At 64.2% G+C, this 25,881-nt stretch carries 30 protein-coding genes; 17 read left to right on the top strand and 13 right to left on the bottom strand.

From position 1 onward, the window contains the following. Positions 1–18: 18 nt before the first annotated feature. Complete coding sequence (gene ung, locus OK349_RS13265; protein ID WP_265118266.1) at positions 19–696, bottom strand: uracil-DNA glycosylase; 678 nt, start codon at positions 694–696, stop codon at positions 19–21. 63 nt (positions 697–759) lie between these two features. Between ung and OK349_RS13260 the strand changes: the two genes are divergently transcribed. The 5 genes from OK349_RS13260 (at position 760) to OK349_RS13240 (ending at position 3,268) form a co-directional block, all read left to right on the top strand. After that, a complete protein-coding gene (locus tag OK349_RS13260) occupies positions 760–1,110 on the top strand; it encodes a GFA family protein (RefSeq protein ID WP_265118265.1) in 351 nt (116 codons plus the stop codon). A gap of 3 nt (positions 1,111–1,113) precedes the next feature. Beyond that, positions 1,114–1,485, top strand: coding sequence for a tRNA-binding protein (locus tag OK349_RS13255; protein WP_265118264.1), 372 nt, complete (start codon positions 1,114–1,116; stop codon positions 1,483–1,485). Positions 1,486–1,583: 98 nt separating this feature from the next. Next, positions 1,584–2,144 carry a hypothetical protein gene (locus OK349_RS13250; RefSeq protein ID WP_265118263.1) on the top strand — a complete coding sequence of 187 codons (561 nt, stop codon included), beginning with the start codon at positions 1,584–1,586 and terminating at the stop codon, positions 2,142–2,144. Next, positions 2,141–2,287: a hypothetical protein gene (locus OK349_RS13245; protein ID WP_265118262.1), complete on the top strand. Its 147-nt coding sequence runs from the start codon at positions 2,141–2,143 to the stop codon at positions 2,285–2,287. The genes OK349_RS13250 and OK349_RS13245 overlap by 4 nt, the downstream gene beginning before the upstream one ends. A 246-nt stretch (positions 2,288–2,533) precedes the next feature. Then, entirely contained in the window at positions 2,534–3,268 is a 735-nt protein-coding gene (locus OK349_RS13240; RefSeq protein WP_265118615.1) for a lysophospholipid acyltransferase family protein, read from the top strand. Here OK349_RS13240 and OK349_RS13235 read toward each other — a convergent pair. Then, entirely contained in the window at positions 3,265–4,026 is a 762-nt protein-coding gene (locus OK349_RS13235) for a L,D-transpeptidase family protein (protein ID WP_265118261.1), read from the bottom strand. The two genes, OK349_RS13240 and OK349_RS13235, sit on opposite strands and share 4 nt — an antisense overlap. A gap of 246 nt (positions 4,027–4,272) precedes the next feature. On the opposite strand from OK349_RS13235, the gene OK349_RS13230 reads away from it, so the two are divergent. From OK349_RS13230 to OK349_RS13220, 3 genes are read left to right on the top strand one after another with little or no spacing between them, the layout of a single operon-like run. Continuing rightward, positions 4,273–4,989 (top strand): murein L,D-transpeptidase catalytic domain family protein, encoded by a 717-nt coding sequence (locus tag OK349_RS13230; protein ID WP_265118260.1) that lies wholly within the window; start codon positions 4,273–4,275, stop codon positions 4,987–4,989. Between the two features lie 45 nt (positions 4,990–5,034). After that, a complete protein-coding gene (locus OK349_RS13225; protein WP_265118259.1) occupies positions 5,035–5,541 on the top strand; it encodes a CinA family protein in 507 nt (168 codons plus the stop codon). Then, positions 5,541–7,589 (top strand): NAD(+) synthase, encoded by a 2,049-nt coding sequence (locus OK349_RS13220; RefSeq protein ID WP_265118258.1) that lies wholly within the window; start codon positions 5,541–5,543, stop codon positions 7,587–7,589. The genes OK349_RS13225 and OK349_RS13220 overlap by 1 nt, the downstream gene beginning before the upstream one ends. On the opposite strand, the gene OK349_RS13215 is transcribed toward OK349_RS13220, so the two are convergent. Further along, a complete protein-coding gene (locus OK349_RS13215; protein WP_265118257.1) occupies positions 7,582–9,177 on the bottom strand; it encodes a cisplatin damage response ATP-dependent DNA ligase in 1,596 nt (531 codons plus the stop codon). The two genes, OK349_RS13220 and OK349_RS13215, sit on opposite strands and share 8 nt — an antisense overlap. Positions 9,178–9,224: 47 nt before the next feature. Between OK349_RS13215 and OK349_RS13210 the strand changes: the two genes are divergently transcribed. After that, positions 9,225–10,064 (top strand): metallophosphoesterase, encoded by an 840-nt coding sequence (locus OK349_RS13210; RefSeq protein ID WP_265118256.1) that lies wholly within the window; start codon positions 9,225–9,227, stop codon positions 10,062–10,064. A gap of 63 nt (positions 10,065–10,127) precedes the next feature. After that, positions 10,128–10,463, top strand: a complete 336-nt coding sequence (locus tag OK349_RS13205) for a hypothetical protein (RefSeq protein ID WP_265118255.1) — start codon at positions 10,128–10,130, stop codon at positions 10,461–10,463. A 31-nt stretch (positions 10,464–10,494) separates the two neighbouring features. Here the strand turns inward: OK349_RS13205 and OK349_RS13200 are convergent, their stop codons facing one another. The 3 genes from OK349_RS13200 to OK349_RS13190 form a co-directional block, all read right to left on the bottom strand. Then, a complete protein-coding gene (locus OK349_RS13200; RefSeq protein WP_265118254.1) occupies positions 10,495–11,715 on the bottom strand; it encodes a phospholipase D-like domain-containing protein in 1,221 nt (406 codons plus the stop codon). 138 nt (positions 11,716–11,853) lie between these two features. Further along, complete coding sequence (locus OK349_RS13195; RefSeq protein WP_265118253.1) at positions 11,854–13,101, bottom strand: ATP-binding protein; 1,248 nt, start codon at positions 13,099–13,101, stop codon at positions 11,854–11,856. A 103-nt stretch (positions 13,102–13,204) separates the two neighbouring features. Continuing rightward, positions 13,205–13,432 (bottom strand): helix-turn-helix domain-containing protein, encoded by a 228-nt coding sequence (locus OK349_RS13190; protein WP_265118252.1) that lies wholly within the window; start codon positions 13,430–13,432, stop codon positions 13,205–13,207. 100 nt (positions 13,433–13,532) lie between these two features. Between OK349_RS13190 and OK349_RS13185 the strand changes: the two genes are divergently transcribed. Together OK349_RS13185 and OK349_RS13180 are read left to right on the top strand one after the other, a co-directional pair. Beyond that, the gene (locus OK349_RS13185; RefSeq protein ID WP_265118251.1) at positions 13,533–13,877 is read left to right on the top strand and encodes a hypothetical protein; all 345 of its coding nucleotides are present in this window, start codon (positions 13,533–13,535) and stop codon (positions 13,875–13,877) included. A 107-nt stretch (positions 13,878–13,984) separates the two neighbouring features. Continuing rightward, the gene (locus OK349_RS13180) at positions 13,985–14,851 is read left to right on the top strand and encodes a hypothetical protein (protein ID WP_265118250.1); all 867 of its coding nucleotides are present in this window, start codon (positions 13,985–13,987) and stop codon (positions 14,849–14,851) included. A gap of 109 nt (positions 14,852–14,960) precedes the next feature. On the opposite strand, the gene OK349_RS13175 is transcribed toward OK349_RS13180, so the two are convergent. The 7 genes from OK349_RS13175 to OK349_RS13150 all read right to left on the bottom strand — a co-directional run bounded on the left by OK349_RS13175 (position 14,961) and on the right by OK349_RS13150 (position 20,269). After that, positions 14,961–15,320 carry a hypothetical protein gene (locus OK349_RS13175; RefSeq protein WP_265118249.1) on the bottom strand — a complete coding sequence of 120 codons (360 nt, stop codon included), beginning with the start codon at positions 15,318–15,320 and terminating at the stop codon, positions 14,961–14,963. 213 nt (positions 15,321–15,533) lie between these two features. Further along, positions 15,534–15,917, bottom strand: coding sequence for a hypothetical protein (locus OK349_RS13170; protein WP_265118248.1), 384 nt, complete (start codon positions 15,915–15,917; stop codon positions 15,534–15,536). Positions 15,918–16,385: 468 nt separating this feature from the next. Then, positions 16,386–16,640, bottom strand: a complete 255-nt coding sequence (locus OK349_RS13165) for a hypothetical protein (protein WP_265118247.1) — start codon at positions 16,638–16,640, stop codon at positions 16,386–16,388. 134 nt (positions 16,641–16,774) lie between these two features. After that, positions 16,775–17,008: a hypothetical protein gene (locus OK349_RS13160; protein ID WP_265118246.1), complete on the bottom strand. Its 234-nt coding sequence runs from the start codon at positions 17,006–17,008 to the stop codon at positions 16,775–16,777. 735 nt (positions 17,009–17,743) lie between these two features. After that, positions 17,744–18,310: a hypothetical protein gene (locus OK349_RS13155; RefSeq protein ID WP_265118245.1), complete on the bottom strand. Its 567-nt coding sequence runs from the start codon at positions 18,308–18,310 to the stop codon at positions 17,744–17,746. A gap of 131 nt (positions 18,311–18,441) precedes the next feature. Continuing rightward, positions 18,442–18,933: a DUF3592 domain-containing protein gene (locus tag OK349_RS19545; RefSeq protein WP_372340560.1), complete on the bottom strand. Its 492-nt coding sequence runs from the start codon at positions 18,931–18,933 to the stop codon at positions 18,442–18,444. Positions 18,934–19,081: 148 nt separating this feature from the next. Continuing rightward, a complete protein-coding gene (locus OK349_RS13150; protein WP_265118244.1) occupies positions 19,082–20,269 on the bottom strand; it encodes a hypothetical protein in 1,188 nt (395 codons plus the stop codon). A gap of 811 nt (positions 20,270–21,080) precedes the next feature. Between OK349_RS13150 and rpoZ the strand changes: the two genes are divergently transcribed. The 5 genes from rpoZ to OK349_RS13125 all read left to right on the top strand — a co-directional run bounded on the left by rpoZ (position 21,081) and on the right by OK349_RS13125 (position 25,854). Beyond that, positions 21,081–21,425, top strand: coding sequence for a DNA-directed RNA polymerase subunit omega (rpoZ, locus tag OK349_RS13145; protein WP_066578961.1), 345 nt, complete (start codon positions 21,081–21,083; stop codon positions 21,423–21,425). Positions 21,426–21,562: 137 nt separating this feature from the next. Then, a complete protein-coding gene (locus tag OK349_RS13140) occupies positions 21,563–22,945 on the top strand; it encodes a glycosyl transferase family protein (protein WP_265118243.1) in 1,383 nt (460 codons plus the stop codon). Then, positions 22,942–23,943 carry a hypothetical protein gene (locus OK349_RS13135; protein WP_265118242.1) on the top strand — a complete coding sequence of 334 codons (1,002 nt, stop codon included), beginning with the start codon at positions 22,942–22,944 and terminating at the stop codon, positions 23,941–23,943. Before OK349_RS13140 ends, OK349_RS13135 begins: the two co-directional genes overlap by 4 nt. A gap of 112 nt (positions 23,944–24,055) precedes the next feature. Continuing rightward, on the top strand, positions 24,056–24,970 hold the full coding sequence (locus OK349_RS13130) for a sulfite exporter TauE/SafE family protein (protein ID WP_265118614.1): 915 nt from the start codon (positions 24,056–24,058) through the stop codon (positions 24,968–24,970). Positions 24,971–25,065: 95 nt separating this feature from the next. Beyond that, the gene (locus OK349_RS13125) at positions 25,066–25,854 is read left to right on the top strand and encodes a TIGR02186 family protein (protein WP_372340559.1); all 789 of its coding nucleotides are present in this window, start codon (positions 25,066–25,068) and stop codon (positions 25,852–25,854) included. Positions 25,855–25,881: the final 27 nt, after the last annotated feature.

Below are 25,881 nucleotides of genomic sequence, written 5' to 3'. Positions count from 1 at the left end.
GCTGGCGTTGTCCTCACTTCATAATGGGGGCAACGCCCAGTCGATCGTGCCGCGGCCGTTCGCTTCCAGAAACTCGTTCGCCTTCGAGAAATGGCGGCAGCCGAAGAAGCCGCCATGCGCCGACAGCGGCGAAGGGTGGACCGACTTGAGGACGAGGTGGCGCGGCGCGACCGACGGCGCCTTGCGCTGCGCGTGGCTGCCCCACAGCATGAACACCACCGGCTTCTCGCTGGCGTTGACGTGCGCCACCACCGCGTCGGTGAACTTCTCCCAGCCGCGGCCCTGGTGCGAGGCGGCGCGGCCCATCTCGACCGTCAGGCAGTTGTTGAGCAGCAGCACCCCCTGCTTCGCCCAATGTTCGAGAAAGCCGTGGCGCGCGGGCGGGATGCCAAGGTCGCTCTCCAGCTCCTTGTAGATGTTGACCAGGCTCGGCGGCACGCGCACGCCAGGCTGGACCGAGAAGCACAGGCCATGCGCCTGCCCCTCGCCATGATAGGGGTCCTGTCCCAGGATCACGACGCGCACATCCTGCGGCGGGGTCAGGTCGAGCGCGCGAAACCAGTCGCCGCCCCTGGGAAAGATGCGCTTGCCCGCCGCCTTCTCGTCGACCAGGAACTGGCGGAGCGACGCCATATAGGGGGCGTCGAACTCGCGCTGGAGCGGCTCGAGCCAGTCGGGATGCAGCTTCACGGCCATGCGGTTTCCTTCCGGGCGCGACTGTGCGAACCACGGCGAGCCTGTCAACGAGGGAGAGCCGAAATGCCCGTCACCGGAAGCTGCCATTGCGGCGATATGAGCTATACGCTCGAGGGCGACGCGCCGACCGCGGCGCTGGCGTGCAACTGCTCGATGTGCCGCCGCAAGGGCTATCTGCTCCACTTCGCGCCCGCCGACCAGTTCACCGCACATGGCGATCCCGATGCGACGACGATCTACCAGTTCAACCGCCACAATATCCGCCACACCTTCTGCAAGATCTGCGGCTGCGCGCCCTATGGCGGCGGCGTCGGGCCGGACGACCAGGCGATGGCGGCGATCAACCTGCGCTGCGCCGACGATATCGATCTCGATTCGCTGACCATCCACAAGTTCGACGGGGCGAGCCTCTAGGCCATGCACATGAGCCACGACGCCACGGCGCCGGCCGCGGCGGAAATCAGCTTCGACCAGTTCCTCGCGGTCGACATCCGCGTCGGCACGATCATCGCCGCCGAACCGTTTCCCGAAGCGCGCAAGCCGGCCTACAAGCTGACGATCGATTTCGGCCCGGCGATCGGGGTCAAACGCTCCTCGGCGCAGATCACCGAACATTATGCCCTCGACGAGCTGCCGGGGCGGCAGGTGGCGGCGGTGGTCAACTTCCCGCCGCGCCAGATCGGGCCGATGCGCTCCGAGGTGCTGACGCTCGGTTTCCCGGATGCGGACGGGAAGGTGGTGCTGTTCCACCCGAGCGTCGCAGTGCCCAATGGCGGGCGGCTGTTCTAGGCCGCACCCGCCGCTTTTCAGCGAAGCCTCAGACTTCGCTCATGACGCTCACCAGCGGCGCGCAGGAGAAGCGGCCTCATCACGATGGGGTTTGCGGCATGACGGCGATCACACAGACGAAGCAGATCAACTGGTGGCGCGTGGCGCGCTGGAGCGCGGCGGCCGTCTTGCTGTGCGTGCCGGCGATCGCGATGCGCTTCACCAGCGAGGTCGACTGGACCGCGTCGGACTTCGTGGTGATGGGCATGCTGTTCGCCAGCATCCTTGGCGCCTATGATTTCCTCGCCAGCCGCGCGCCGAGCTTCGCCTATCGCGCGGCATCGGTGCTGACCACGCTGGGGCTGTTCCTGCTGATCTGGATCAACCTCGCGGTCGGCGTCATCGGCAGCGAGAACAATGATGCCAATCTGATGTTTGCGGCGGTGATCGCGATCATCGTCGGCGGCGCGTGCATTGCGCGGTTCAAGCCTGCGGGGATGGGCCGCGCGCTGCTGACTGCGGCAGCGGTCCAGCTCGTGGTGGGCGTGATCGCGGTGGCGGGCGATCTGGGCGCCGACGGGCCGATCTGGCCGCGCGACGTGATCGTGCTGACCGCCTTCTTCGCCGGCCTGTGGGTGACCGCGGGGACGCTGTTCCGCATGGCGACGCGAGACGCATGATGAAAGACGATCAGCCGCCCGAGGACGCCACGGCGAAGTCCGACCGGCAGCATGTGATCTTCGACCGCATCCACCGCTCGCCGCGCATCCCCGACCGTTATGCCGGCCGCCATCCTCCGCTCTCCTTTCGACCCCGGACCTGATCGCTGCCCGACCCGATCCGGAATGTCGAAGCACTGTTCCTTCTGCCCGGCGCCGCGGTAGAAGGCCGGCACTTCGACATTCCGGATCGGGTCCGGGGATAAACGGGGGCAGTGGTGGGTTCGCAGATCGACAATCGCCGCCTGGCCGCTGCGCAAGGTGAGAAGACCGCCCTCTCGCCATCCGAATCCTTTCGCTTCTGGCGCCGCGTCGGGCTGCTCCTGCTCGCGGTGCTCATCCATGTGCCGATGCACTATCTGTGGCGGCTGCTGCGCCTGCCATCGCCGTGGCCGCGCTGGTTTCTCGGCCGCGCCGCGCGGATCGCGGGCGCGCGGGTGCGGACCATCGGCACCCCGCTCCGCCGCGACGTATTCTACATCTCCAACCACCTCTCCTGGATCGACATCCTCGCATTGGGCGGCGCCAGCGGCACCGCGTTCGTCGCCAAGGCGGAGATCGGCACGGCGCCGGTGGTCGGCTGGCTCGCGAGCCTCAACCGCACCGTCTACGTCAAGCGCGAGAACCGCATGGGCGTGGCCGAGCAGATCAACGAGCTGCGCGATGCGCTTGCCGAGAACTGGGCGATCACCGTGTTTCCCGAAGGCACCACCACCGACGGCAAGTCGCTGCTGCCGTTCAAGACGCCGATGCTGCGCGTGCTCGAGCCGCCGCCGCCGGGGGTGATGGTCCAGCCCGTCCTCCTCGATTACGGCGAGGTCGGCGAGGAGATCGGCTGGATCGGTGAGGAAGGCGGCCTCAACAATGCCCGCCGCGTGCTCGCGCGCAAGCACAGCTTCCCGTTGCGCATCACCTTCCTCGAACCCTTCGATCCGCGCGATTTCCCCGGCCGTAAGGCGATCGCCGCGGAAAGCCGCCGCCGCATCGAGGACGCGCTCGTCGCCGCGCTCGGCGGGCCGCTGCGCCCCTTCGCCTGGACGGTCGCGCCGGTGAACTATGCGGGACCGCCGCCTGCGACGGACTAACGCCGTCGCTGTGGCGACTTCTGCAGCACCGGCTTCAGCGGGGCGTAGGGGACGCCGCCGTCGCTCACCACGTCGCGCAGCTCGACCCCGGGGATGATCACGTCGTTGCTCGCGGTGACGACGTCGAACCCGACGGTGCGGAATGCGGCGAGGTCGGCGCGCAGGAAGGGCGGCTCGGCCGCCTTGGCGATCTGCTCGGGCACCAGCCGCGGCACGCCGCGCCGCACGCGCGGATCGACGATCTCATAGTCCACGACCGACACCTGCCCGCCCAGCTCGGTGATCTCGAACAGCCGCTTCGCGAACTCGCGCGGGAAGCGGATGCAGCCGTGCGAGGCGGGATAGCCCGGCAGATGTCCGGCATGCAGCGCGATCCCCGTCCAGGTCAGCCGCTGCATGAACGGCATCGGCGCGTTGCTGTAGAGATTGGAGCGGTGGAACACGCGCTTCTGCAGGATGGTGAACTCGCCCGGCGGGGTCGACTTGCCGCGCTTGCCGGTCGAGACGGTGGACGCGGCGATCAGCACCCCGTCGCGATAGACATAGGCGATCTGGCCCGGCAGGCTGATCAGGATCGAGATCGCGCCGGGCCCGCCGGCCTTCTGGTAGGTTGCTTCGTCGAGCCACGCCCATTGCCCGTTGCGCAGCAGCACCTCGTCGGTCCCGGTGGCGCGAACCTGCTGCGCGGCGGCGGGCGCGGCGGCGGCGAGCGCGAGCCCAAGTCCACTCGCCAGCGCCGCCCGCAACCTTGCCCGCACTACGCAATTCTCCACCTCGACTCGCCCATGGTTAACGGCGATTCACCGAATTCGTGCCATGCAGGTGCATCGATTCAAAGCTGAATCCGTGATCCGTATGGTCCCGTTCCGGGCCGTCCAACCACGACAAACCGGGCCGCAGGCGGGGTGAAACGGTGCCAAAGCCGGAACTTGTTCAGGCGAATCGCGACGATCATTTGCTATATTCCTAGGAGAGAGCGAGTTTTGTCGGGGCGCAGTGAGCGCATGAGTGAGATGATGGAAGCCGTGGCCACGCGCCGCGCGTTTTTGAAATCGGCGGCTGCGGTCGCGGGCACCGGGCTGCTTGCCGGCTGCGCCGCGCGCACCGTCTCGACCGCCGCGGTTCCAGCCCCGCCGGTTCCCGTCCCCACGCCGCCGCCGGTCGCGACGCCCGTGGCACAGGCCACGCCCACCATCGTCGCTCCGCGCGGCATCCGGCCCGAGCTGTTCCAGCGCGCGATGGCCGCGCTGCAGCGCCATGGCAGCCGAATCCGCCAGCAGGACCGCATCGCGATCGCCGATTTCTCGATGCCCTCGTCGCGGCTGCGCTTCCACCTCGTCGACCTGCACAACGGCCTGACGCGCTCGATGCTCGTCGCGCACGGCATCGGCTCGGATCCCGAGCATACCGGCATGCTCCAGCGCTTCTCGAACGAGGTGAATTCCGAAGCGACGTGCGAGGGCGCGTTCCTCGCCGCCAACTATTATGTCGGCCAGCACCAGCTCTCGCAGCGGCTGATCGGCCTCGATGCCACCAACAACAATGCGCTCGACCGCGCCATCGTGATCCACGCCGCCTGGTATTCCAATTCCGACATGATCGCGAAGCATGGCAAGCTCGGCCGCAGCCAGGGCTGCTTCGCGGTGGGCGAGCGGGAGCTGGACAAGGTCTTCAGCCTGCTCGGCGAAGGCCGGATGATCTACGCCGAAAAGAGCGCCTGATCGCTTTAGTGGCATCCGCGTTCCGGCGGGGCTAAAGCCGGGGCGATGACCGAAACCCTTTCTCCGGTCCTGCCCGACGAAGTGGACCGCGCCGCACGCGACGTGCTCGAAGCCGCCTGCGCGAAAGACCTCAGCCTCGCCACTGCCGAAAGCTGCACCGGCGGCATGCTCGCCTCGCTGCTCACCGATGTCGAAGGGGTGAGCTCGACCTTCGAACGCGGCTTCGTCACCTACTCGATCGAGGCCAAGTGCGAGCTGCTCGGCCTGGCGCGTGACTTCGTCGAAAGCTGCGGCGCGGTGAGCCGCGAAGTGGCGGTGGCGATGGCCGAGGGCGCGCTGGCTGGCAGCCATGCCGATGTCGCGCTGTCGATCACAGGTTTCGCCGGGCCTGGCGGACCTGACGACGAGCCGGGCCTGGTCCATTTCGCCTGCGCGCGCGATGGCCGTGAAACCGTGCATCGCGAGAAGCATTTCGGTGATATCGGGCGCGGACCGACTCGGATCGAATGCATGCGGGTGGCGTTGGAGATGCTGGGGGAGGCGATCCGCTAATGGCGAAGCACCGTTTCCATTCGATTCACGCGCACGGGCTGGTGCGCGTCGGCGCCTGCACCCCGAGCGCGAGCGCGGGCGACATCGCCGCCAACACCGCGTCGCATATCGAGCTCGCGAAACAGGGCGACGCCGCCGGCGCGGACCTGCTGGTCTTCACTGAGCTCGGCATCTCCGGCTATGCGCTCGACGACCTGCATCTCCAGGACGCGGTGCTGCGTGCGACCCGGCAGGGTCTCGCCGAACTGGTCGCCGCGAGCGCCAAGCTCAAGCCCGTGCTGGTCGTCGGCGCCGCGCTCGAGCGCAACAACCGCCTCTACAATTGCGCCGTGGTGATCGCGCGGGGGCGGGTTCTGGGCGTGGTGCCCAAGACCTTCCTCCCCAATTACCGTGAATATTACGAGAAGCGCTGGTTCGCCTCGGGCGCCGGCCTTTCGGGCGAGATCGAGCTGGCCGGACAAACTGCGCCGTTCGGCACCGACCTGATCTTCGCCGCCGAGGATCTGCCGGACTTCGTCTTCCATGCCGAGATCTGCGAGGATTTCTGGGCGCCGATCCCGCCTTCGACTTATGGCGCGCTCGCCGGCGCGACGATCCTCTGCAACCTCTCGGCCTCCAACGTCCTGATCGGCAAGGCGCGCCAGCGTGCCATGCTGTGCGCGGCGCAGTCGGAGCGCGGCGTCGGCGCCTATGTCTTCTCCGCCGCCGGCCCGGGCGAGAGCACCACCGACCTCGCCTGGGACGGGCAGAGCCTGATCTACGAGCTCGGCGAGCTGCTCGCCGCCTCGGGCCGGTTCGATGTCGAGGCGGAGATCGTCCTCGCCGATATCGACGTCGCGCGGATCCGCCAGGAGCGGATGCGCTTCGGCACCTTCAACGACAGTGCCGCTGCACTCGGGCACCCGGAAACCGAGTTCCGCCGCATCTGCTTTCGCCACGATGCCGGCTTCGACGACATCGGCCTGCATCGGAAGATCCGCCGCTATCCCTTCGTTCCCAACACGCCCGGCAAGCTCGACGAGGATTGCTACGAGGCCTTCAACATCCAGGTCGAGGGGCTGCGCAAGCGTATCGCGGCGACGGGATCGCAGAAACTGGTGATCGGCATCTCGGGCGGGCTCGACTCCACCCATGCGCTGATCGTCGCGGCCAAGGCGATGGACCGGCTCGGCCTGCCGCGCGCCAACATCCTCGGCTTCACCATGCCCGGCTTCGCGACCGGCGAAGGCACCAAGTCCAATGCATGGGCGCTGATGAAGGCGCTCGGCATCACCGGCGAGGAGATCGACATCCGCCCCGCCGCGCGCCAGCTGCTCACCGACATGGGCCACCCCTATGCCGATGGCGAGCCGGTCTACGACATCACCTTCGAGAATGTGCAGGCGGGCCTGCGGACCGACTATCTCTTCCGCCTCGCCAACCAGCGCGGCGGCTTCGTCGTCGGCACCGGCGACCTCAGCGAACTCGCGCTCGGCTGGTGCACCTATGGCGTCGGCGACCATATGTCGCACTATGCGGTCAATGCCGGCGTGCCCAAGACGCTGATCCAGTTCCTGATCCGCTGGTGCGTCGCGACCGGCCAGTTCGACGCGGAAACCGACAAGGTACTCGAAGCGATCCTCGCGCAGGAAATCTCGCCCGAGCTCGTCCCCGCCGATGCCAATGGCGCGCTGCAAAGCACCGAGGACAAGGTCGGGCCGTACGGGCTCAACGACTTCTTCCTCCACTATACCGTGCGCCACGGCCTGGCGCCGTCGAAAATCGCCTTCCTCGCCTGGCACGCCTGGAAGGACGCGAGCGCAGGCGAATGGCCGCTCGGCATCCCGGCGGAGGCGCGCGCGCAGTACGACCTCGCGACGATCCGCCACTGGCTGGAGAAGTTCCTGTTCCGCTTCTTCGTGACCAGCCAGTTCAAGCGCAGCGCGATCCCCAACGGGCCCAAGGTCTCGTCGGGCGGCGCGCTCTCCCCGCGCGGCGACTGGCGCGCACCGTCCGACGGCACCGCCAAGCCGTGGCTCGACGAGCTGGAGGCCAACGTCCCTAAGTAACGAGACGTTCGAGGCCGGCGATCGTGTCGGCTTCGCTTGCGCGCTTGTCGGTGCGGATGCGGCTGATCCGCGGAAAGCGCATCGCCAGGCCCGACTTGTGCCGCTTCGAGACGTGGATCGAGTCGAACGCCACCTCCAGCACCAATGTCTTCTCGACCTCACGCACCGGCCCGAACCGCGCGACCGTGTGATTGCGCACGAAGCGGTCGAGCCACTTCAGCTCCTCGTCGGTGAACCCGAAATAGGCCTTGCCCACCGGCAGCAGCTCTGCCCCAAGAGCAGGATCGCCGGTCCACGCGCCGAACGTATAGTCCGAATAGAAGGACGAGCGCTTCCCTGACCCGCGCTGCGCGTACATCAGTACGCAGTCGGCGATCAGCGGATCGCGCTTCCATTTATACCACAGCCCGGCGCGCCGCCCGGTGACATAGGGGGAGTCGCGCCGCTTGAGCATCACCCCCTCGATCGCTGCGTCGCGGGCGCCCGCGCGCAATTCCTCCAGCGCGGCGAAATCCTCCGCCTCGATCAGCGCCGAGACGTCGAACCGCTCGCGATCGAGCCGCGCCGCGAACGCCTCGAGCCGCGCGCGCCGCTCGCTCCAGCCGAGCTCGCGCAAGTCCTCGGCCCCGTCGAACAGGATATCGTAGAGCCGCACGAACGCGGGATAGTCCGCCAGCATCTTCGCCGGCACCTGCTTGCGCCCGAGCCGCTGCTGGAGCGCGTTGAAGCTCGCCGCGCCGCCTTCGCCCCCCTGCGCTTCGCCCTTCACCAGCAGCTCGCCGTCGAGCACGCCCGGCGTCGCGAATGCCGCCGCGACCTCGGGAAAGCTCCCGGTGATGTCGTCGCCCGCGCGGCTGTAGAGCCGCGTCTCGCCCGCGACATGGACGAGCTGGACGCGAATGCCGTCCCATTTCCACTCGGCCGCGTAGTCGGCGAGATCGACCTCAGTCTCTTCGAGGGGATGCGCGAGCATGAACGGGCGGAACACCGGCACGTCCGCCGCGGTCGGCTGCGCGCCGCGCCCCTCGGCCCAGTCGAACAGCGGCGCATAGGGCGGCTGCAGCCCGTGCCACACCTCCTCCACCGCGTCGACGTCGAGCCCGAACGCCTCGGCCAGCGCAGTCTTGGCGAGCCGTGCCGACACCCCGACGCGCAACGCGCCGGTGGCAAGCTTGAGCAAGGCATAGCGCTCGTCTGCCTCCAGCCGGTCGAGCATCGCACCGAGCGCGGCGGGCGCGTCGGATCGCGACAGGCTGCCGAGCCGGTCAACCACTGCGCTCACCGTCAGCGGTTCGTCCGCGAGCGGCGGCACCGCGGGTTCGGGCCAGATCAGCGCGACCGTTTCCGCGGTGTCGCCCACGAAATCGCGGCTCAGCTGGAACAGCACCGGATCGACGCGCTCGTTCACCAGTGCGCGGATGATCGCGGGCTTGACCGCGGGCAGGTCGATGTTTCCGGTCAGCGCCGCCAGCGCCCAGCCGCGATCGGGATCGGGTGTCGCCTTCAAATACGCGCCGATCAGCCGCAACTTGGCGTTGCGCGAGCGCGTGTAGATCAGCCGGTCGAGCAGGTCGGCAAAGGCGCGCATGACGGCTGAACATGGCGCAGCCGCAACGGTTCCGCTAGACGGACGCCATGAAGCGCGTGCTCGCCGTCCTGCTGCTGCTCGCGCTGGCGGTGCCGCTCATCGGCTATCGCAACGCCACCGCCGATCCGATCGTGCGCCACGCCAATATCGGCTTCCAGAGCTGGCCCGCGAACACACCGCCGATCCGCGTCGCATTGCTTGCCGACATCCATGTCCAGGGCCCCGATCTCAGCCCGGAACGCATGGCGCGCATCGCCGCGCAGGTGAGCGCGCAGAAGCCCGACCTCATCCTGATCGCGGGGGATTTCAGCGGCGACCGCGCACTCAGCACGCGCCTCTATTCGGAGGCCGAGATCGCCGGTTCGCTCAAAGGTCTCCGGGCACCGCTCGGCGTCTATGCCGTGCTCGGCAACCATGATCACTGGCGCGACGGCCCGGCGATGCGGCGCGCGGTGGAAGCGGCGGGCATCCCGGTTCTCGTCAATCAGGCGGTGCGTGCCGGGCCGCTCACCATTACCGGCGCCGACGACATCCATACCCGCAACGCCGATGTCGCAGCGCTCACCCGCGCCGCCGCAGCGCTGCCCGGCCCCACGGTGGCGCTGAGCCACAGCCCGGACATCGCGCCGCTGCTGCCGCCGCGTTTCGGGCTCGTCCTCGCCGGGCACACGCATTGCGGCCAGATCGTGCTTCCCGTGATCGGCTATCTCGCCACCGCCTCGCACCATGGCGAGCGCTACGCCTGCGGCATGATTCGCGAACCCGGTCGCACCACGATCATCTCGGGCGGGATCGGCACCAGCGTGCTGCCGCTGCGCTTCGGCGCGCCGCCCGATTTCTGGATCGTCACCATGGGCCCTCTCGCGCCGGCCGCCGCGCCGCGCTAGGCTCCGCGCCGCCCGATGGGTCGGCCGCGATTCCCGCGTGCCGTTGGGAGGGATTTTACCCCGATGAAGACTGCCCTGTGCGCCGCCCTCGCGGCCGTTACGCTCGCCCCCATGGCCGCCGCCCAGACCGGCAACCCGCCGGCCGCACCGGCTGCGCCTGCAGTGCCCGCGGCGCCCGCCGCAGCCGCCAAGTTCAACCTCGATACGCCGATCCAGGATATCGTCGCGGACGCCAAGGCGAAGGCGGCGCTCGAAGCCAACCTGCCCGGCCTCACCACCCACGAATCCTATGAGATGTTCAAGGGCATGAGCCTCAACCAGCTGTCGGGCTATGCCGCCGACAAGCTGACCCCCGAGGTGCTCGCCAAGACCGAGAAGGCGCTCGCCGAGGTCAAGTGACCCGATCGGCCCCGGGCGCGTGCGTCCGGGGTCAGTCGCGCGGCCCGAAATTGAGCAATCGCGTCAAACGATAGTCGAGCACGCCCACCACCAGATACACCGCCGCCTGCTTGATCCGGGTCCAGAGACCCGTGCGCGCGCGATGCAGTTCGGGCGTCACTTCGAGGGACCTCCCCACCTCGGCATCGACATAGGCGCGGACATGCGCGGCAAAGGCGCGGTCCTCGATGCGCAGCATCACCTCGAGGTTGAGGAACAGGCTGCGCATGTCGAAATTGGCCGATCCGATCTGTACCGCGTCGTCGATCACGAACAATTTGGTGTGCAGCTTGGTCGGCAGATACTCGAAGATCCGCACCCCGCGCCGCAGCAGCCCGCGATAGGTGAAGCGCGCCGCCCAGATCGTCAGCGCATTGTCGGTGATCGACGGGAGCACCACCCGCACCTGCCCGCCGCGCCGCGCCGCGCGGCCGAGGCGCAGCAGCATCGCGGGACTCGGGAAGAAATAGGCGGCGAGGATGTCGATCCGCCGCGCATGCTTGAGGTCGCGCCGCACCGCGCGTGCCCAGGGCGACAGCCGCCGCGTCGGCCCGCCCATCAGCCAGCGCAACTTGCCCTCGGGCTCGCTCCAGTCCGCCAGCGCCTTGCGCAGCACGCGCAACGGCGCGCGCGGCCGCTTCGCCCAGCGCCACAGCGCGTCGAAATAGCCGCCGAGCCGCGCCGCCGCAGGCCCTTCCACCAGCAACCCCAGGTCGCGCCAGCCATCGCTGCCCGGCGCGCCGAAATAATCGTCCTGGATGTTGAACCCGCCAATGATGACGCGCGCCTCCGCCGTCTCGGCATCGGCCAGCGCGACCTTCTGGTGGTTGCGCAGCAGGTATCGGCGGCCAAGCCGCGGCACGAAGAAGCAGACATTGCCCCCCGCCTCGCGCAGCGGCGCGAAGAAGTCGTTGTCATAAGCGGGATCGCTGCCCAGCCCGTCGACGATCAGTGTCACGTCCACGCCCCGCGCGACCGCCGCGGTCATGGCATCGCGCACGCGTTCGCCAACGGCATCGTCGGTGTAGATATAGTAGAGCAGCCGCAGCGAGACGCGCGCGCCCTCGATCAGCTCGAGCAGCGCACCCAGCCGCCGCGGGCCGGTGTCGAGCAAGGTCAGCCGGTTGCCCTCGACCGCGAATACCGGCTGCGGCGGCGGCTCGGGCGGCAGGCCGGGCGCGATTGCGGGTCGGGTCGGATCGGCCTGCTGCATCCCGCCCGGATTGCACCAAGCGCGCGCGCATCGCCAGCCCCTCAACCCATTGGCCCCGGTGGTGACGTAATTTAATTGGAGGTTAGGAAAACCTGACACTTGGCATGCGTGACGAGCCACACCGCATCGATTTCACCGTCATATACCGAGGGACCGTTGTCGGCTTGGACCGAATCTCTGAAGCTGATCCAGATCGATCACCTCCGTGGACAGGCTTTTGATAATCACGAATGGCTGCATCATCGGTTCGCGGAATCGAAATCTAAAATGGCTTCGAGTCCCGGTCTTTTCCAGAATAAGTCCCCGTTCGGATGTGCAGAGGTCGTTTAAGTGAAATGAAAAAGCTGGTGCCTTCATTTCTCTGCCCATGATTTCTGTCAGTGTTGTTTCCACATCCGCAGCAGCGAATCGACCAAGATCGTCTTGTTCCGCTAGAGCGCAGGCTGCCAGTACCTGTTTGAATATATTGCCTTTTCTTGTTTCTACGGTAGCTTTGACATAGGCATCGATCAACGATTGATCGAGATCGGCAAAGCAACGCGGAATTGCCTTCTCAACGGTGCTTTCGGTGATATTTAGAGTTTTACCCTCGACGGCGACCAATGCCGCCGCCTGACCAAGTGCGTGAGCGTAGAATGGTAAGCCACTTGCTAGATGAGTGATACGCCATAAGGCGTCATCACTTATTTTAAGAGGCGTTCGCTGTAGGCGGCTTGTTACAAGTTCCCTAAGCTCATCCACAGTCATGCGCGGCATCTCTACCTGAACCAAGGTTCTAGAGATGGAATGATGATGAGAAATTAATTGAGGAACGGAGCCCGCAACACCTACCAATATTATTATTCCGGGTATCGGTGCGTTCGACAAGTGCTTGATGGTCTCGCTCATTAGAGCTTTAGCATCCTCGCTAACGACTCTGTCAAACTCATCGAATATAATAACCGGTATGTCGTTTTGTCCAAAATAAGATAGGACCATTTCTACATCGTCTGGGGATTGAGGATTAGAATTTACTAAGTCACCAAATATCTCATTGCCGTCTATGATAAACTTTATTCTTTTAAACGCCTTAATCCAGATATCCTTATATTCGTCACGCTTGCTGCACTGAACATAGATGCGATGGACACGAGATGTACGCGTTACACCCAAATGAAAAATACTAACAATCGAGGTTTTTCCAACGCCTTTTTCTCCAAAAACGACTGCGTGACGCCCCTTAGATACGAGGGTATCGCGCAGCTTCTGTATTTGGCTCTGGCGTCCTGCAAATAGAGTTACTTCATCGATCGGCGCGCCTGGAGTGAATAGCTCCAGCACTTCTGCACGCAGCGCCATCCAGTCATCTGTGGTCGCCGGCCGGAAACCGGCCCCCATGTTGCTCATAACCACCCTCAATTTGCTCAGAAATGAGCTTATTGCGCTTTATATCGCCTTTCAACCCTACAGGTCCCCGTCCTCAATCGGCTGCGCTGTAGACATGCTGGAGTTAGCGGGCGGGAGGCAATCCTACCGTCAGCGCCGCCACATCGCACTCCATCGCCCGCGCCAATCTGACCAACGACACGAACGTCAGGTTATGCTCCCCACGCTCGATCCGCCCGACATAGCTGCGGTCGAGGCCAGCCGCGTGCGCCAACCCTTCCTGCGACAAGCCTAGCTCGCGCCTGCGGGCGCGAATGCGTTGGCCAAGGATATCGAGGAAGGGATCGCTCACTCAGACAATGAGCGGGATAGGTGACTATCGGTCCACGGCGTATGAATCCCGTTGTTAACCTTTGCCCGCTAATCAGGCCCCCTCAACAGGGAGGCAATCGATGCTAATGATGTTTCTTGGATTGCAGGCGGCCACAGGCGAGCCTGTTCGAATGCTGCAACCTGTGGAGAGTGCGGTGATCCAGCGCGCGGTAGTGAGTAAACTTCGCGATCCAGACAGCGCCAAGTTTGACCTGCCGCCGGTGATCGTCAGTTCCGACCGTTATTGCGGACGGGTCAACTCGAAGAATGGGTTCGGCGGCTACGTCGGTTACAAGCGCTTCGTAGTCCTGCTCGTTCGAGACCGGCAGGGCAAGATCACCTCGGCAACGGACCCTGCCGTCCAATCCAGCGACCCGTTGCTATCGATGATCGTCGAGCGTGCCTGCGCGAAGGGTGGCTACTAAAGTCGCCAAGCGAAGCATATTCCACGGGTAGCCGCTATCGAAGTTGAGCAGAGCGAGGCATTGCTCATAACAGTCCCGTCACTACATCTTGGAGGAGCCTTGGAGTGATGCGGTTGCCTGATAATTCCAAACGCCAGAAGTTCACTCTGGACCTTGATAAATGGAGCAACATCGGCTTCCAGCCGATAAAAATCGACCAACCTTTCACAAATAGCTCGATTGAAATTGGTAGGGTATTTCGTGAATTTCGTGAGAATCTCGGCCGCAGCATGCTCAAGCTGCAAGGCGCACTCATCGAGGCGTTTGGCGACGCTAAGAAGATTAGTAGGCTGGAATCTGCTGGATGGCTCCCGCATTCGACCTCGCCATTTCATCTGATAACAAAGGAGGTCGCACAGAGCGATATTGGCCTACTGGTTAATACGCATTACCGAGACAATTGGGCTTCCATTAAGGCCGAAATCACCGAACACATCGCCCAATATGATCTGGATGAAGAGGCTAAAGCCACCTTCCTTGAGGCGCTAGAGGCTCATGAAAGCGGCTACTACCGCGCTGTCGTTCGCCTCATGTTCCCAGAGATTGAGCGCATCGCCTGCAAGGAAATCTACGGGGGAAAACAGTACGAAGAACCGGAGGAAGAGGGACAACAAGCCAAACAAATCACGAATCTAACGGGATTTAGGAAGGCAATTGGAGAACTACCGTTGCACGAAGTGGTAGGATTCGATTTCGGTCTGAACCTTTACCATAAGCTTGATGAACATCTTTATAAGAACATTGGAAGCAAGCCAAAGCATATAAGAAGGTATGAGAAAGACCCTGTTCCTAACCGACACGCAAGTATCCATGGCCTAGTGTCATACGCGACATTTCAAAACTCAATAAATATGCTCATTATGGCTGACTTTATGTATCATCTGTTTAGTGGAATGAAGACATATATCAATAGCGATGGCGGCGGCGAGGATTAGGTCGTGAACTCATAAACGGCCGCTTTCGGCAGGAGGCCTGAACGGCCGACTAGGGGTGGTTAGCTGTCGTTCGGGCACGATGCGATGCGTAGCTCCGCCGACGACAGCGTTAAACTCCCACATCTTTCGTGAAAGTCCCGACGATCCCGATCAAAACCGACATTGCGAAGGTGAAGACGAACATAGCACCCAACGTGAAGCTGCCCCCCATTGCGGTGCGGATGGCTAGGCCCAGGGGAAAGATCATCCACCCAAGCAAGAAGTACAGAAAACCTCGTTTAGGATTGAAATCCCAGTTCGTTTTCGGGCAATTTTTCGGATCATAGATTGCCATGAAGAATGTAACGCAAATGCCCAGTCCGAAGGCGAGGCTCCACCAGAAGCCCCAATTCTCCTGTCGAATGCCAGCAATGTAGCGGACGGCTAGTGCCAGAAGCAGTAGGGCACCAAGCGCGGCAGCCCCGATCATCCTGCGTGGATTCAAGATGTTGCGCTTTCTTCTCAAAGATCGGCTCTGGATATCATGGTAGCCGCCGAAGCGCTGCCAAGCTAGCAGCTGGCCAAGGTCCCAGTGGGTCGTTTGCGGACCGTCCGCTATCGGATGCCGGTGTCAGCGCCGGGACGGCGGAAACTGGGTGGGAATCTGCCGTTCAGTAGACGGGCTCATGTCGAACGCTGCCCCCTACATTTTGACCGCAAGCCCACAGATCCAAAGCAGCGCGGCTGATTTTGTAGGTCGCGAAAGCCACAAATAGCTTCTGTTGTCGAATGTGCCCGACGTGGAAGGCGCTAAGATGAAGCGGCCTGCTGCAAGACCGTCGATCCCGGCTTCTTGCACCTTTATATCGACAAGATTCCGGTCGATTTTTCCGTCGCGTGAACTGTAGCGATATTCGCGCCGCTTAGTCGCTATCTCAGATAGGCAGGGATCGTCCGCCAGTTCCCTCTCGATATTCGCGACAAGCGCGGCAGGAGGGCCATCGTCCGTGGCTGTTACAAGCTCGTTGGTCGGCGCGACGGAGCAGCTAGGCAATAAAAGAAGCGCGAATAGATGTCGGAAAGCCATTCGCGTCATCCGAGCAATGTACCGTAAGCGTGGTCGGAGGACCACGGAACGGCGATAGCTGTTGGCCAGTGATCGTTGCAGGCGGCATCGCGCTATGGCAAGATATATCCGAAGGAAAATCGGATGTCCGGAAAGTTTCTCAAGCGCAATGCGATCATCGATACGCTCAGGAGCGCAGAGAAGGTGAACAGCATGCAGGCCCGCGAGGGCAAGGAACGGTATCACGTAGATACTGTTCCGTGCGGCTGCCCGGACGACAACTGTGGCGCATTCCACCTCGTGAGAACTGATCGCCCGTTGCCTTCGCCGACCGAGGCAGATGCGACGCTTCTAGCGCGGCGTCGCGCAAGGCGCGGTCGCAGTCTCTAAAGGCGATTTGTCGGGCATCCGACCCTGCTTCGCTGACGGCTGCTATTGGGTGGTTTACGGACCGGCAGCTTACGCCATCAGCGCTGGAAAAGCGGACGATCACGCTCTCCGCTTGAGCGCTTGACTGCGCTCATAAGCGCTTCTCATTAGGGCTTTCCCGAGCTCAGCCGACACATCGGGCCAGTCAAGGACAAAGCGGGGGTAGATCGGTTCGTAGTCAGCCGATTGTCTCATGCGTTCAAGCTCCCCGACAATCCGCTGGAGGAGCGCCTCCGAGAATGGGCCGTCCTCCCCCTGTTGGTGCATCGCTATGCCTTCGTTGACCTGAGCAATTAGCTCATCAAGCGTTGCCATCGAGGAGCTCCGACTGCTTTCGGATAAGGTTAGCTGCGACGAAGAACGGCAGCAACGGGGTCGTGAGCAGACTGACCGCTTTCGGCGCCGCGTCCTCACCGTGGAACGGCTGAAAAGGGGTGGAAAGCTGCCATTTACTGCGTGAGGTCGCCGCCACACGCACTGCGCAAGAACTCAGCAGCCTTATGCGCAAGTTCTGTGTTCTCCGAAACGATGGCAAGAACCAGCGGCTCCCTATCGACGGGGTCAATGTCGATGCGCTCGAAATCGGAGGACCTTCCGTCATCATCGCGCAGAGCCAACGTTAGCTCAGTCCAGTCAGTTGCGTCCGGGGTAATGCTGTCGCCATCGCTATCGAAAATTGTCATTCGACCCCAGAGATGCTCTGCCACCCGATAGTAGGGTGGGCGCGGGCCGGGAGCAGTTAGAAGAAATCGAGCCATAGCCTGAATATCGCGTCGTAAACGAACGTCTGCAATGGGGTCGTGAGCAGACCGTCCGCTCTAGGCTCCGCCTCATCACCGCGGATCAGTTCAATCCGAATAGGAAGCGGACTCCATTCGCTAGTCGGTCACTCGAAATGTCCGCTACCTGCTACAATTTTCTGTTTCACAAACAGAGCAACGGACATTGTAGGACCTCGCCGCGGACCGAAGGGCGGCGGACATCGCCATTGCACCCTGAAATAGCGCGCACCATCCAGCTTCCAGTTCCTCGGAATGGGCGGCTGGGAGATCGACTCAAGCCGGCATTTGCTCGCCTCACTGGCAAAGCGGTCAATGCTCCACCCGCCCACGAAGTCGCCAAAGTCGATCGAAGCGTCGGCAGCCGCAAAATTTCTAGCCCGCCGGGGATCACGCTGCACCACACTCGCGAACTCCTCGACTAAGCGAAGCGCCGCCCGGCCATCCGAAGATTGGACTTGGAGCACGCCAACAGTGACAAGAAGGCCAGTCAGGACACTCATTGATCAATATTCTCACGGATCTGAGGGCGACCTCGATAGCCCGCGATCATGTCCGCAATGGGGTCGTCTGCTGCCCGTCCGCTGCTGGCGCGGCGTCGTCACTGCCGAACGGCGTCAAATGGGTGGTTAGCTGCCGTTAGCCGTTGAAGAAAGTAGCGTCCCATCTGCCCTCTGGCAGCTTCTTGCGACAATCAAACGTTCTTATGTAAGTTTTCCACTTGGCCTTAATCGCGCGCTGCGTGGCTACCGGGGCATAAAAACTGACGCCATGTGATAGCCGGTATGCGTAGTAACGGCTCGTCCCCCTCTCCAAATCGCGGATCAAATCGACGCGCTGCATGACGTAACCCACCCCCGGCGGCTCAGGATAGCGGGGCAGAGCCGCGTAAGCTTTCCGGCTAATCGGGCCATACACATCGTGGTTCGTAAGGATGCGCAGGGCGCGTAGAAGATCGCTGGTACGGTTCGACAACCAGCTATCTGGCCGCCCTTGATTCCCACCTACTTTACCGGGCTGAACCGCTGGAAGTCGAAGCAGTTCTCTGACGATCAACGGCAGCGCATCGCAGCGTTGCCGGTCAAGAACCTCGTAGTCTTTGAAAGTGTAGGATGTCGTGCCAAGGCGCGCCAAGGCGGAGGATAGTTGTGCAGTGGCGTTTGTCGGCCCGCCGAGACCGAATGCTAAAGCAGTGATCGCGAACAACGGCATAATCGCGTCCAAGTTAGTCCGGCATCACATCCGGAAGCGCTTGATAGGACGTGGCTCAAACGTCCGCAACTGGGGCGTTTGCTGCCCGTCTACGTTCAGCGCAGCATCGTCACCGCCGAACGGCCTCAAATGGGTGGAAAGCGGTCGCGGGCGCTAACCTCGGATCGCGCGTAGTACTTAGGGAGCGACACCTTTCGCCGTCTCGAGCGTGGTGCACCTGTGATCAGGGCATATGCGAAGACCCCACCGAGGGGAAGCAGTGACACAGCGATCAAGACAGGAACAATCGCCCACCCCGGCCAGAGATCTGCCCCGACGGCAACAGAGTTTTCGGGATCGTTCGGGTCAAACCGAATGCTCAAGGTGCTACCCACAGGGTGCCCCTCTACGAGAGAACAGCCCCCTTCTCCGCCTTCATACAATCTTCCGCCGAAGCGGAAGCGGTACGTAAAGCTGCACCCCCTTGAGGACCATCCGTCAGATGATTGGGTGACAATTGCCGAAGATGAAAGGCCGGCGCTCAGAACCTCGACACGTCGCTGGTGCTCCACCCACGCCATGTATCCGATAGAGATTAGAGGAAAGGCGAGGATACTCGCCAGAACCCCAAGCGCCATCAGCCCCTTAAAGACGCTATGTCCAGATTTCCTCTTCACTCAACTGGGCTATCAAGCACCTCCAGTGTCCGCAATGGGGTCGGAAGCCGACAGGCCGCTTTTATGAGTCTACGGCCTAGACTATCGGGTGCCTTTATCGGTCTACCGCTTAGGACGGCGACTGTCGCGACGAACCTGCATGGCGATAACCAAGCGTCTGATACTCACCGATGCACATCTTGCAGATAGAATTGCGATCAGGCTCCAATGTCTCGGCAGCCTGCTTCGCGGTCTCCAGCGAGCGAAACGGCAGCCATTCACCAGTGACCTTCGCGCCATCCGTCTTGCCACGCCCATCGCGGCAATTGGTGCAATCCGCTTTGTGAATCTTGGTCGTGCGCTGGAGAAAGTGACGAAACACCCAATGCGTCGGCTTGGTCTCAAAGGTCTGCGTGATAACCGGACCGACAAACTGGATAGGTGGCGTTTGCTGCCGAGCCTTACGCTGAGAGGTGAACTCGTCGGTCAGGGCAAGCAGGTCTTCGATCTCCCAGAGCTTGTCGGTTATCCCCGCCGCGATAGCGGCCGGCAACCGCTTCACCCATTGCCTTGATCCATCGCGCGGACGGCCGGGACACGGAACCCAGCAAAGATTGTGATACATGATCCAGAGCGCGAGGTGGCGTTCGTGGTTGATCGGGGTCTTGGAGAAAGCGTTGGTCTTCCGATTGTAGCGGCGATTGCCCATCCGGAGATTCAGGTTCTGACGTTCGATGTAGCTGGTATGTATGTCGCTCTCATTGGGTTGACCAACGCGAACCTCCCGATCAGCCCCTGCGTAGCGCTTCTTCTTGATCGGTCGGCCTTCTCGATCGGTGTCGGCATACTTCTTGACCATCGCAGCCCGATCGGCTTCGTCACCGAACACCACCTCGAAAGCTTCTTTGTAGGAAGGGAGGCCATCGGTGACGATCAGCGGTCGGACGGCGAACTCATCCCGTCCGGTGAACTCATTCCGCTCGGTGCGTTTCAGCTTCCTGTAGATGTCACGCGCAAAAGCTGTCGCGTCCGGAAGACCCCTTTCACCGAGATGATAGGAGAAGATCAGCTTCGTATCGGCGCACATCGCCAGATAGCCCCAAACCGTTCCGGCGTCCTCGTCAGGCTCAAACAAGCGGTCGATGTTCTTGTCCTTCGCGGCGACGAAGGCATGAAGTTCATCGGCCTGAATGCGCTTAGGCGTCAGATCGCGAAGCGAGGCGACGTGCATGATCGCCATGTCGCCAGCCTCTTCGAACAGCTTGGCAACGGTCTTGTTGCTAACCTTGAAGACGCGCTCGCAGGAGCGCTGCGACATTCCTTCGCAAAGTGATTGAAGAATATATGCGCGTAGTTGTGCATCGAGCCTATTCACCCGGTCCCGAGTCTGACCGGTGGCGGGCAGTCCTGTCGTTGCAAATGTTCTTCATGTCGATCTCCTTGGCTGGCGCAGAACATCCGCGCTGGCGGCCGTAGAGATCGAGCGGCGACAGGAAGCAAAATTGGAAATTTGGAGCAACGCAGAGCAATGCTGCGTTGCAATATGGACGGATTTTAGCTACTTGTTACGATGCAGGAACAAGGCGTCTGTTAAGATTAATTCTGTCCTGCAAGCCGGCGTGCCATTGCCTTGATGTCACTCTTTGTCGGGCGCGCTAGTTCGTTCCGGATTTCTTCGATGACAGCCCGCTCCGCGTCTGTAAGGCCCGCATCCTGTGCGTCGTCGCCGACCACCGCCCTTGCGGCTCGAACAACCTCGGCACTGTCAGTAAGACGCTTCTTCATTTCGACACGATCCGGGCGGTGCAGTGCAATGCCAATGAGTGCGGCGACCGCCGCCTCTGCGCTTTCCGCGTTTACATAGTAGCTCCCATCGATCAGACCAATGAACCTCTCTCGCAGGGGAGGATGGTCAGGCGGCGAGAGCCGATCGATAGGGTGAACGTGTCCTTGGGTTCGAGCATGATGAGACTCCTCTGATTGAGGCCCATCGCTCGGCGGCTCGGGGAAATTTCACAACCCGGAGAATCAAACTACGTCACCACCTTGGCCCCGATTTCCTTGACTCTTGCAGGGGGCGTCCCTAAGTCGCCCCCTTTCCTGTATTCCCTGTCCAAAGGAAGCGTTTCATGGCGCGCGTCACAGTCGAGGATTGCGTCGACAAGGTCTCCAACCGGTTCGATCTGGTGCTGCTCGCCGCACAGCGTGCGCGGCAGATCTCGGGCGGTGCCGAGCTCACGCTCGAGCGCGACCGCGACAAGAACCCGGTCGTCGCGCTGCGCGAGATCGCCGAGGAGACGGTCCGTCCCGACAATCTCGAGGAGTCGCTGGTCGGCAGCCTGCAGCGCGTGCAGATCGACGACGAGGAAGCGCCCGACGAGGTCGGCTCGCTCGCCGCCTCGGCCGAGGCGCTGCGCCTCACCGCCGCCGCGCCGCCGCGCAACCAGAATCTGGGCGCCGATTACGACGGCTGATCCGTTTCGGACCCGATCGCGAAGTTAGACGCCGGTATCCCCTTGGGATGCCGGCGTTTTCTTATTTTCACGAGTCGAAACAAGCACTTGATCGCCTCCGCTCCGAATCGGACAATCGCTGATCCGAATCGGGGGGAATGCCGTTGGGCATCGATGCGGTCATTATGGCGATCGATGCCGTCGCGCGCGAAGCGATGCTGTTCGCGGCGATCGGATTCCTGATCGGCGGGATCGACGATCTCGCCGTCGACCTGGTCTATCTCTGGTCGCGCGCCACCACGTGGCTGAAGCCCGCACCGCGCCGCGCGCCGGTCCGCGACGGCGGCCGTCTCGCGGTGTTCATTCCCGCCTGGGACGAGTCCGCGGTGATCGGCCAAATGCTGCGTACCGCGCTCGCGCGCTACGCCTACGCCGACTACCGGCTCTATGTCGGCATCTATCCCAACGATCCCGCGACGCTCGCCGCGGCCGGCGCCGTCGCCGCCGAGGATGCCCGCGTCCGCATCGTGATCAACGAACGGCCGGGCGGGACGACCAAGGCCGATTGCCTCAACGCCATCTGGCGCGCCTTGCTGCGCGACGAAGCGGAGGAAGGACCGGCGCGCGCGATCGTGCTGCACGACGCCGAGGATGTGGTGCATCCCGACGAGCTTGGCGTGATGGCCGCATGGCTGACGGATCATGCAGCAGTGCAGATTCCCGTGCTCCCGCTCCCCGATCCGCGCTCTCCGCTGATCGCCGGCCACTATCTCGACGAATTCGCGGAAGCGCATGCGAAAACCCTCGCCGTGCGCGAAGCCCTGGGCGCCGCCCTGCCCTTTGCGGGGGTGGGCTGCGCGATCGATCGCGCGCTTCTCGGACGGATCGCCGAGGCGCGCGACGGCGTGCCGTTCGACGAGTCGAGCTTAACCGAGGACTATGAGCTTGGCCTCACCGTCGCGATGATGGGCGGGCGGACCCGGCTCGCGCGGGCCCGCGATGTGGACGGCAGGCTGGTCGCGGTCCGCGCCTATTTCCCGGCCTCGCTGGGCGCCGCGGTGCGCCAGAAGGCACGCTGGATGACCGGGATCGCGCTCGCCGGCTGGGACCGCACCGGCTGGGCGCGCGGCGGTTCGGCCGGCGAGCACTGGATGCGGATGCGCGACCGCCGCGCGACGCTGGCGATCCCCGTGCTCGCCATCGCCTATCTCGCGCTCGTCGCCTGGGGCGTGTCGCTCGGCGCGCATCTGGCCGCCGGAACACCGCTGCCCGCGCCCGAGGGCATGTTGCGGACGCTGCTCGCGGCGAACCTCGCGCTGCTCGGCTGGCGGATCGCGATGCGGATGCTGTTCACCGCCCGCGCGTTCGGCCCGGTCGAGGCGATGCTGTCGATCCCGCGCCTGTTCGTCGCCAATCTCGTCGCATTGCTCGCCGCGCGGCGGGCGATCGTCATCTACCTTCCCACGCTGCGCGGTCAGCGGCCGGTGTGGGACAAGACCGCGCATCATTTCCCCGAAACCGAGGGAAGCACCCCGGCATGAGCGGGCGCGGACGGCCGTTGCGCTTCGTCGCGGTGGTCGCCTTCGGCTGGGCCAGCGCGCGCACAGTCATGCTCTGGCCGGAGGGCGCATCGCTTCCCGAGGCGATCGAGGTCGCCTTTCCCCTCCGCCCCGCCGCGGCCGCGACGCCGCAGCTGACGGAGTCCGCGCAACCGGCAATCCGGACGATGCCGGTTGCGGCCCGGATGCCCGCCAACCCCGCGCTTCTCGCGCGCGAGTCGGTCGTGGCGCGCGGCGATCCGGCGCGGATCAACCTCGCCATGCTCGGCCTCGTCGCGTTCGGGCGCGAGGAAGCGCTCGGCATACCGCCGGGACCGCTCCCCCGGCGTCCACCGCCGGCGATGCTTCCCGAGCCCGCCCAGCCCGCTCGCTGGTCGGCGAGCGCCTGGTTCGTCACGCGGCGGGGCGCGGCATCGGGCGGCGCGATGCTCGGCGGCGACCAGGCGGGCCTGCGCATTGCCTATCATCCGGGAAGCGGGCGCATCGCCTTGTTTGCGCGTCTGACCGCGCCGCTCGCGGGGCGCGGCAAGGAAGCGGCCGCCGGCGTCGACTGGCAGCCGACCGCGGCCCCCGTGCGCGTCATCGCGGAATATCGCGCGGGCCTCGACGGCACGCCGGGCGGGCCTGCGCTCGGCCTCGTCGCCGGCGTCTATGGCGTGTCGCTCCCGCTCGATTTCCGCCTCGAAGCCTATGGCCAGGCGGGTGCGGTCGTCCGCAAGCGGATCGATCCGTTCGCCGATGGCGCGCTGCGCGTGACGCGCGAGGTCGCCCGGGCCGGCGACGCCAGGCTAGATGTGGGCGCCGGCGCCTGGGGCGCGGCACAACGCGAGGCCGCGCGGCTCGATGTCGGTCCGAGCGCCATCGCCACCGTGCCCGTCGGCGACAGCGCGATCCGCGTCGCGCTCGACTGGCGGGAGCGCGTCGCGGGCGATGCCCGGCCCGGCTCGGGGCCCGCGCTCAGCCTCGGCGCCGACTTCTAAGAGTCTGCTTGAAAAGCGGCAGCAGCGAAATGCGCCTCCGGCGCATTTCCAAACAAACTCTATGCGCCTGCCTTCCGCGCGCCCTCATCAGCGGCTAGGCATGAAACTGCCCATGGATCTCTACCTTCCCATCGCCAATCTCTCGGTCAACGCGATCGTGATCGTGATGCTGGGGCTGGGCGTCGGGCTGCTCTCGGGCATGTTCGGGGTCGGCGGCGGATTCCTCACCACGCCGCTGCTGATCGTCTATGGCATCCCGCCCACCGTCGCCGCCGCCTCCGCCGCGAGCCAGGTGACCGGCGCGAGCGTATCGGGCGTGTTCGCCCATCTGCGGCGCCAGGGCGTCGACCTCCATATGGGGTTCGTGCTGATCGCTGGTGGCGTGCTCGGATCAGGGGCGGGCGCGATCCTGTTCCGGCTGCTCCAGGCGAGCGGGCAGATCGATACCGTGATCGCCATCCTCTACGTCCTGATGCTCGGCTCGATCGGCTGGCTCATGCTCTCCGAATCGATCGGCGCGATCCGTGCCGCGCGCGACGGCGCCGCGCCACGCGCCCGGCGGCGGCGGCATCACCCGATGGTCGCTGCGCTGCCGCTGCGCTGGCGCTTCTACCGCTCGGGGCTCTACATCTCGCCGATCGCCCCGCTGCTGCTCGGCTTCGTGACCGGCATATTGACGATGCTGCTCGGCGTCGGCGGCGGGTTCATCCTGATCCCGGCGATGCTCTACCTGCTCGGCATGCCGACCCAGGTCGTCGTCGGCACTTCGCTGTTCCAGATCCTGTTCGTCAGCGCCGCGGCGACGATGGTGCATTCGGTGACGACCAAGGCGGTCGACATCGTCCTCGCCGTGCTGCTGCTGCTCGGCTCGGTGGTCGGCGCCCAGCTCGGCACGCGTTTCGCCGCGCGCGCCAAGCCCGAATATCTCCGCCTCGCCCTCGCGCTGATGGTGCTGCTCGTCGCGCTGCGCATGCTGCTCGGCCTCGCCTGGCGCCCCGACGAGATCTACACGGTGCAATTGGGGTGAGGCGCATGCTTGCCCTGGTTTCAGCTTTGCTGAAACGCGGCGCCGGCCCGCTCCCCCACCCGGCCACCCAACGGCAGTATGATATGGGTGGCCGGGTGGGGGAGCGGGCCGGCGCCGCACCACGAACAACACTCCTCCTCGCGCTCGCCACGCCGCTGCTGCTCGGCCAGGCCGAGCCGGTCCTCGTCCCCGATGTCTCGCAGCGCGAGATCGAGATCGCCTATTCGTTCACCGGCGCCGATCTGCTGCTGTTCGGCGCGATCGTCCATGCGAGCGGCAGCGCGGCGGTGCCCGGCGAGCCGCCCGCCGACATCGTCGTGGTCGTGAAGGGGCCGACCGAATCGGTGCTGGTGCGCGAGAAGCAGAAGATCGCCGGCATCTGGGTCAACGCCGATCGCACCCGCTACCGCTCGGCGCCGTCCTTCTACGCCATCGCCTCGTCGCGGCCGATCCGCGACATCGTCGACCCGCGCACCCGCGCGATCTACGAGCTCGGGCTCGACAGCCTCCAGCTCTCCCCCGCCTCGGGCGCGGTGCCGGCGGTGCAGGCGCGGTTCGATTCGGGCCTGGTCGATCTCAAGAAGCGCACCGGCCTCTATTACGAGGCGCCCGGCTCGGTCGAGATTTCGGACGGGGTGCTCTACCGCGCGCGCATCAACATCCCCGCACGCGTGCCCGTCGGCCGGTTCACCGCCGAGACCTTCCTGATCCGCGACGGCCGCGTGCTCGCCGCGGCGGTCCGCGACATCGATATCCGCAAGTCCGGGTTCGAGCGCTGGATCGCGCGCGCCGCCGAGCGCTCCTCGGTGCTCTACGGCATGGCGGCGGTTTTGCTCTCGGTCTTCTTCGGCTGGGCGGCAGGTGCGATCTGGAGGAGATTCTGATCCCTACGCGAACCCAATCTTTACCTT

Origin of the sequence: Sphingomonas sp. BT-65 (genome assembly GCF_026107375.2) — a bacterium.
Lineage (GTDB): Bacteria > Pseudomonadota > Alphaproteobacteria > Sphingomonadales > Sphingomonadaceae > Sphingomonas.
This window is presented reverse-complemented; position numbering and strand designations above follow the sequence as displayed.

Coding starts and splice junctions, on each gene's coding strand:
- OK349_RS13225 (WP_265118259.1), top strand. CDS start 5,035: ATGACCGAAACCCTTTCTCCGGTCCTGCCCGACGAAGTGGACCGCGCC.
- OK349_RS13140 (WP_265118243.1), top strand. CDS start 21,563: ATGCCGTTGGGCATCGATGCGGTCATTATGGCGATCGATGCCGTCGCG.
- OK349_RS13230 (WP_265118260.1), top strand. CDS start 4,273: ATGAGTGAGATGATGGAAGCCGTGGCCACGCGCCGCGCGTTTTTGAAA.
- OK349_RS13210 (WP_265118256.1), top strand. CDS start 9,225: ATGAAGCGCGTGCTCGCCGTCCTGCTGCTGCTCGCGCTGGCGGTGCCG.
- OK349_RS13135 (WP_265118242.1), top strand. CDS start 22,942: ATGAGCGGGCGCGGACGGCCGTTGCGCTTCGTCGCGGTGGTCGCCTTC.
- OK349_RS13260 (WP_265118265.1), top strand. CDS start 760: ATGCCCGTCACCGGAAGCTGCCATTGCGGCGATATGAGCTATACGCTC.
- OK349_RS13200 (WP_265118254.1), bottom strand. CDS start 11,715: ATGCAGCAGGCCGATCCGACCCGACCCGCAATCGCGCCCGGCCTGCCG.
- OK349_RS13245 (WP_265118262.1), top strand. CDS start 2,141: ATGATGAAAGACGATCAGCCGCCCGAGGACGCCACGGCGAAGTCCGAC.
- OK349_RS13255 (WP_265118264.1), top strand. CDS start 1,114: ATGCACATGAGCCACGACGCCACGGCGCCGGCCGCGGCGGAAATCAGC.
- OK349_RS13220 (WP_265118258.1), top strand. CDS start 5,541: ATGGCGAAGCACCGTTTCCATTCGATTCACGCGCACGGGCTGGTGCGC.
- OK349_RS13250 (WP_265118263.1), top strand. CDS start 1,584: ATGACGGCGATCACACAGACGAAGCAGATCAACTGGTGGCGCGTGGCG.
- OK349_RS13165 (WP_265118247.1), bottom strand. CDS start 16,640: ATGGCAACGCTTGATGAGCTAATTGCTCAGGTCAACGAAGGCATAGCG.
- OK349_RS13185 (WP_265118251.1), top strand. CDS start 13,533: ATGCTAATGATGTTTCTTGGATTGCAGGCGGCCACAGGCGAGCCTGTT.
- OK349_RS13215 (WP_265118257.1), bottom strand. CDS start 9,177: ATGCGCGCCTTTGCCGACCTGCTCGACCGGCTGATCTACACGCGCTCG.
- OK349_RS13150 (WP_265118244.1), bottom strand. CDS start 20,269: ATGTCGCAGCGCTCCTGCGAGCGCGTCTTCAAGGTTAGCAACAAGACC.
- OK349_RS13180 (WP_265118250.1), top strand. CDS start 13,985: ATGCGGTTGCCTGATAATTCCAAACGCCAGAAGTTCACTCTGGACCTT.
- OK349_RS13160 (WP_265118246.1), bottom strand. CDS start 17,008: ATGACAATTTTCGATAGCGATGGCGACAGCATTACCCCGGACGCAACT.
- OK349_RS13205 (WP_265118255.1), top strand. CDS start 10,128: ATGAAGACTGCCCTGTGCGCCGCCCTCGCGGCCGTTACGCTCGCCCCC.
- OK349_RS13195 (WP_265118253.1), bottom strand. CDS start 13,101: ATGAGCAACATGGGGGCCGGTTTCCGGCCGGCGACCACAGATGACTGG.
- rpoZ (WP_066578961.1), top strand. CDS start 21,081: ATGGCGCGCGTCACAGTCGAGGATTGCGTCGACAAGGTCTCCAACCGG.
- OK349_RS19545 (WP_372340560.1), bottom strand. CDS start 18,933: ATGGCGCTTGGGGTTCTGGCGAGTATCCTCGCCTTTCCTCTAATCTCT.
- OK349_RS13175 (WP_265118249.1), bottom strand. CDS start 15,320: ATGATCGGGGCTGCCGCGCTTGGTGCCCTACTGCTTCTGGCACTAGCC.
- OK349_RS13170 (WP_265118248.1), bottom strand. CDS start 15,917: ATGGCTTTCCGACATCTATTCGCGCTTCTTTTATTGCCTAGCTGCTCC.
- OK349_RS13130 (WP_265118614.1), top strand. CDS start 24,056: ATGGATCTCTACCTTCCCATCGCCAATCTCTCGGTCAACGCGATCGTG.
- OK349_RS13240 (WP_265118615.1), top strand. CDS start 2,534: ATGCACTATCTGTGGCGGCTGCTGCGCCTGCCATCGCCGTGGCCGCGC.
- ung (WP_265118266.1), bottom strand. CDS start 696: ATGGCCGTGAAGCTGCATCCCGACTGGCTCGAGCCGCTCCAGCGCGAG.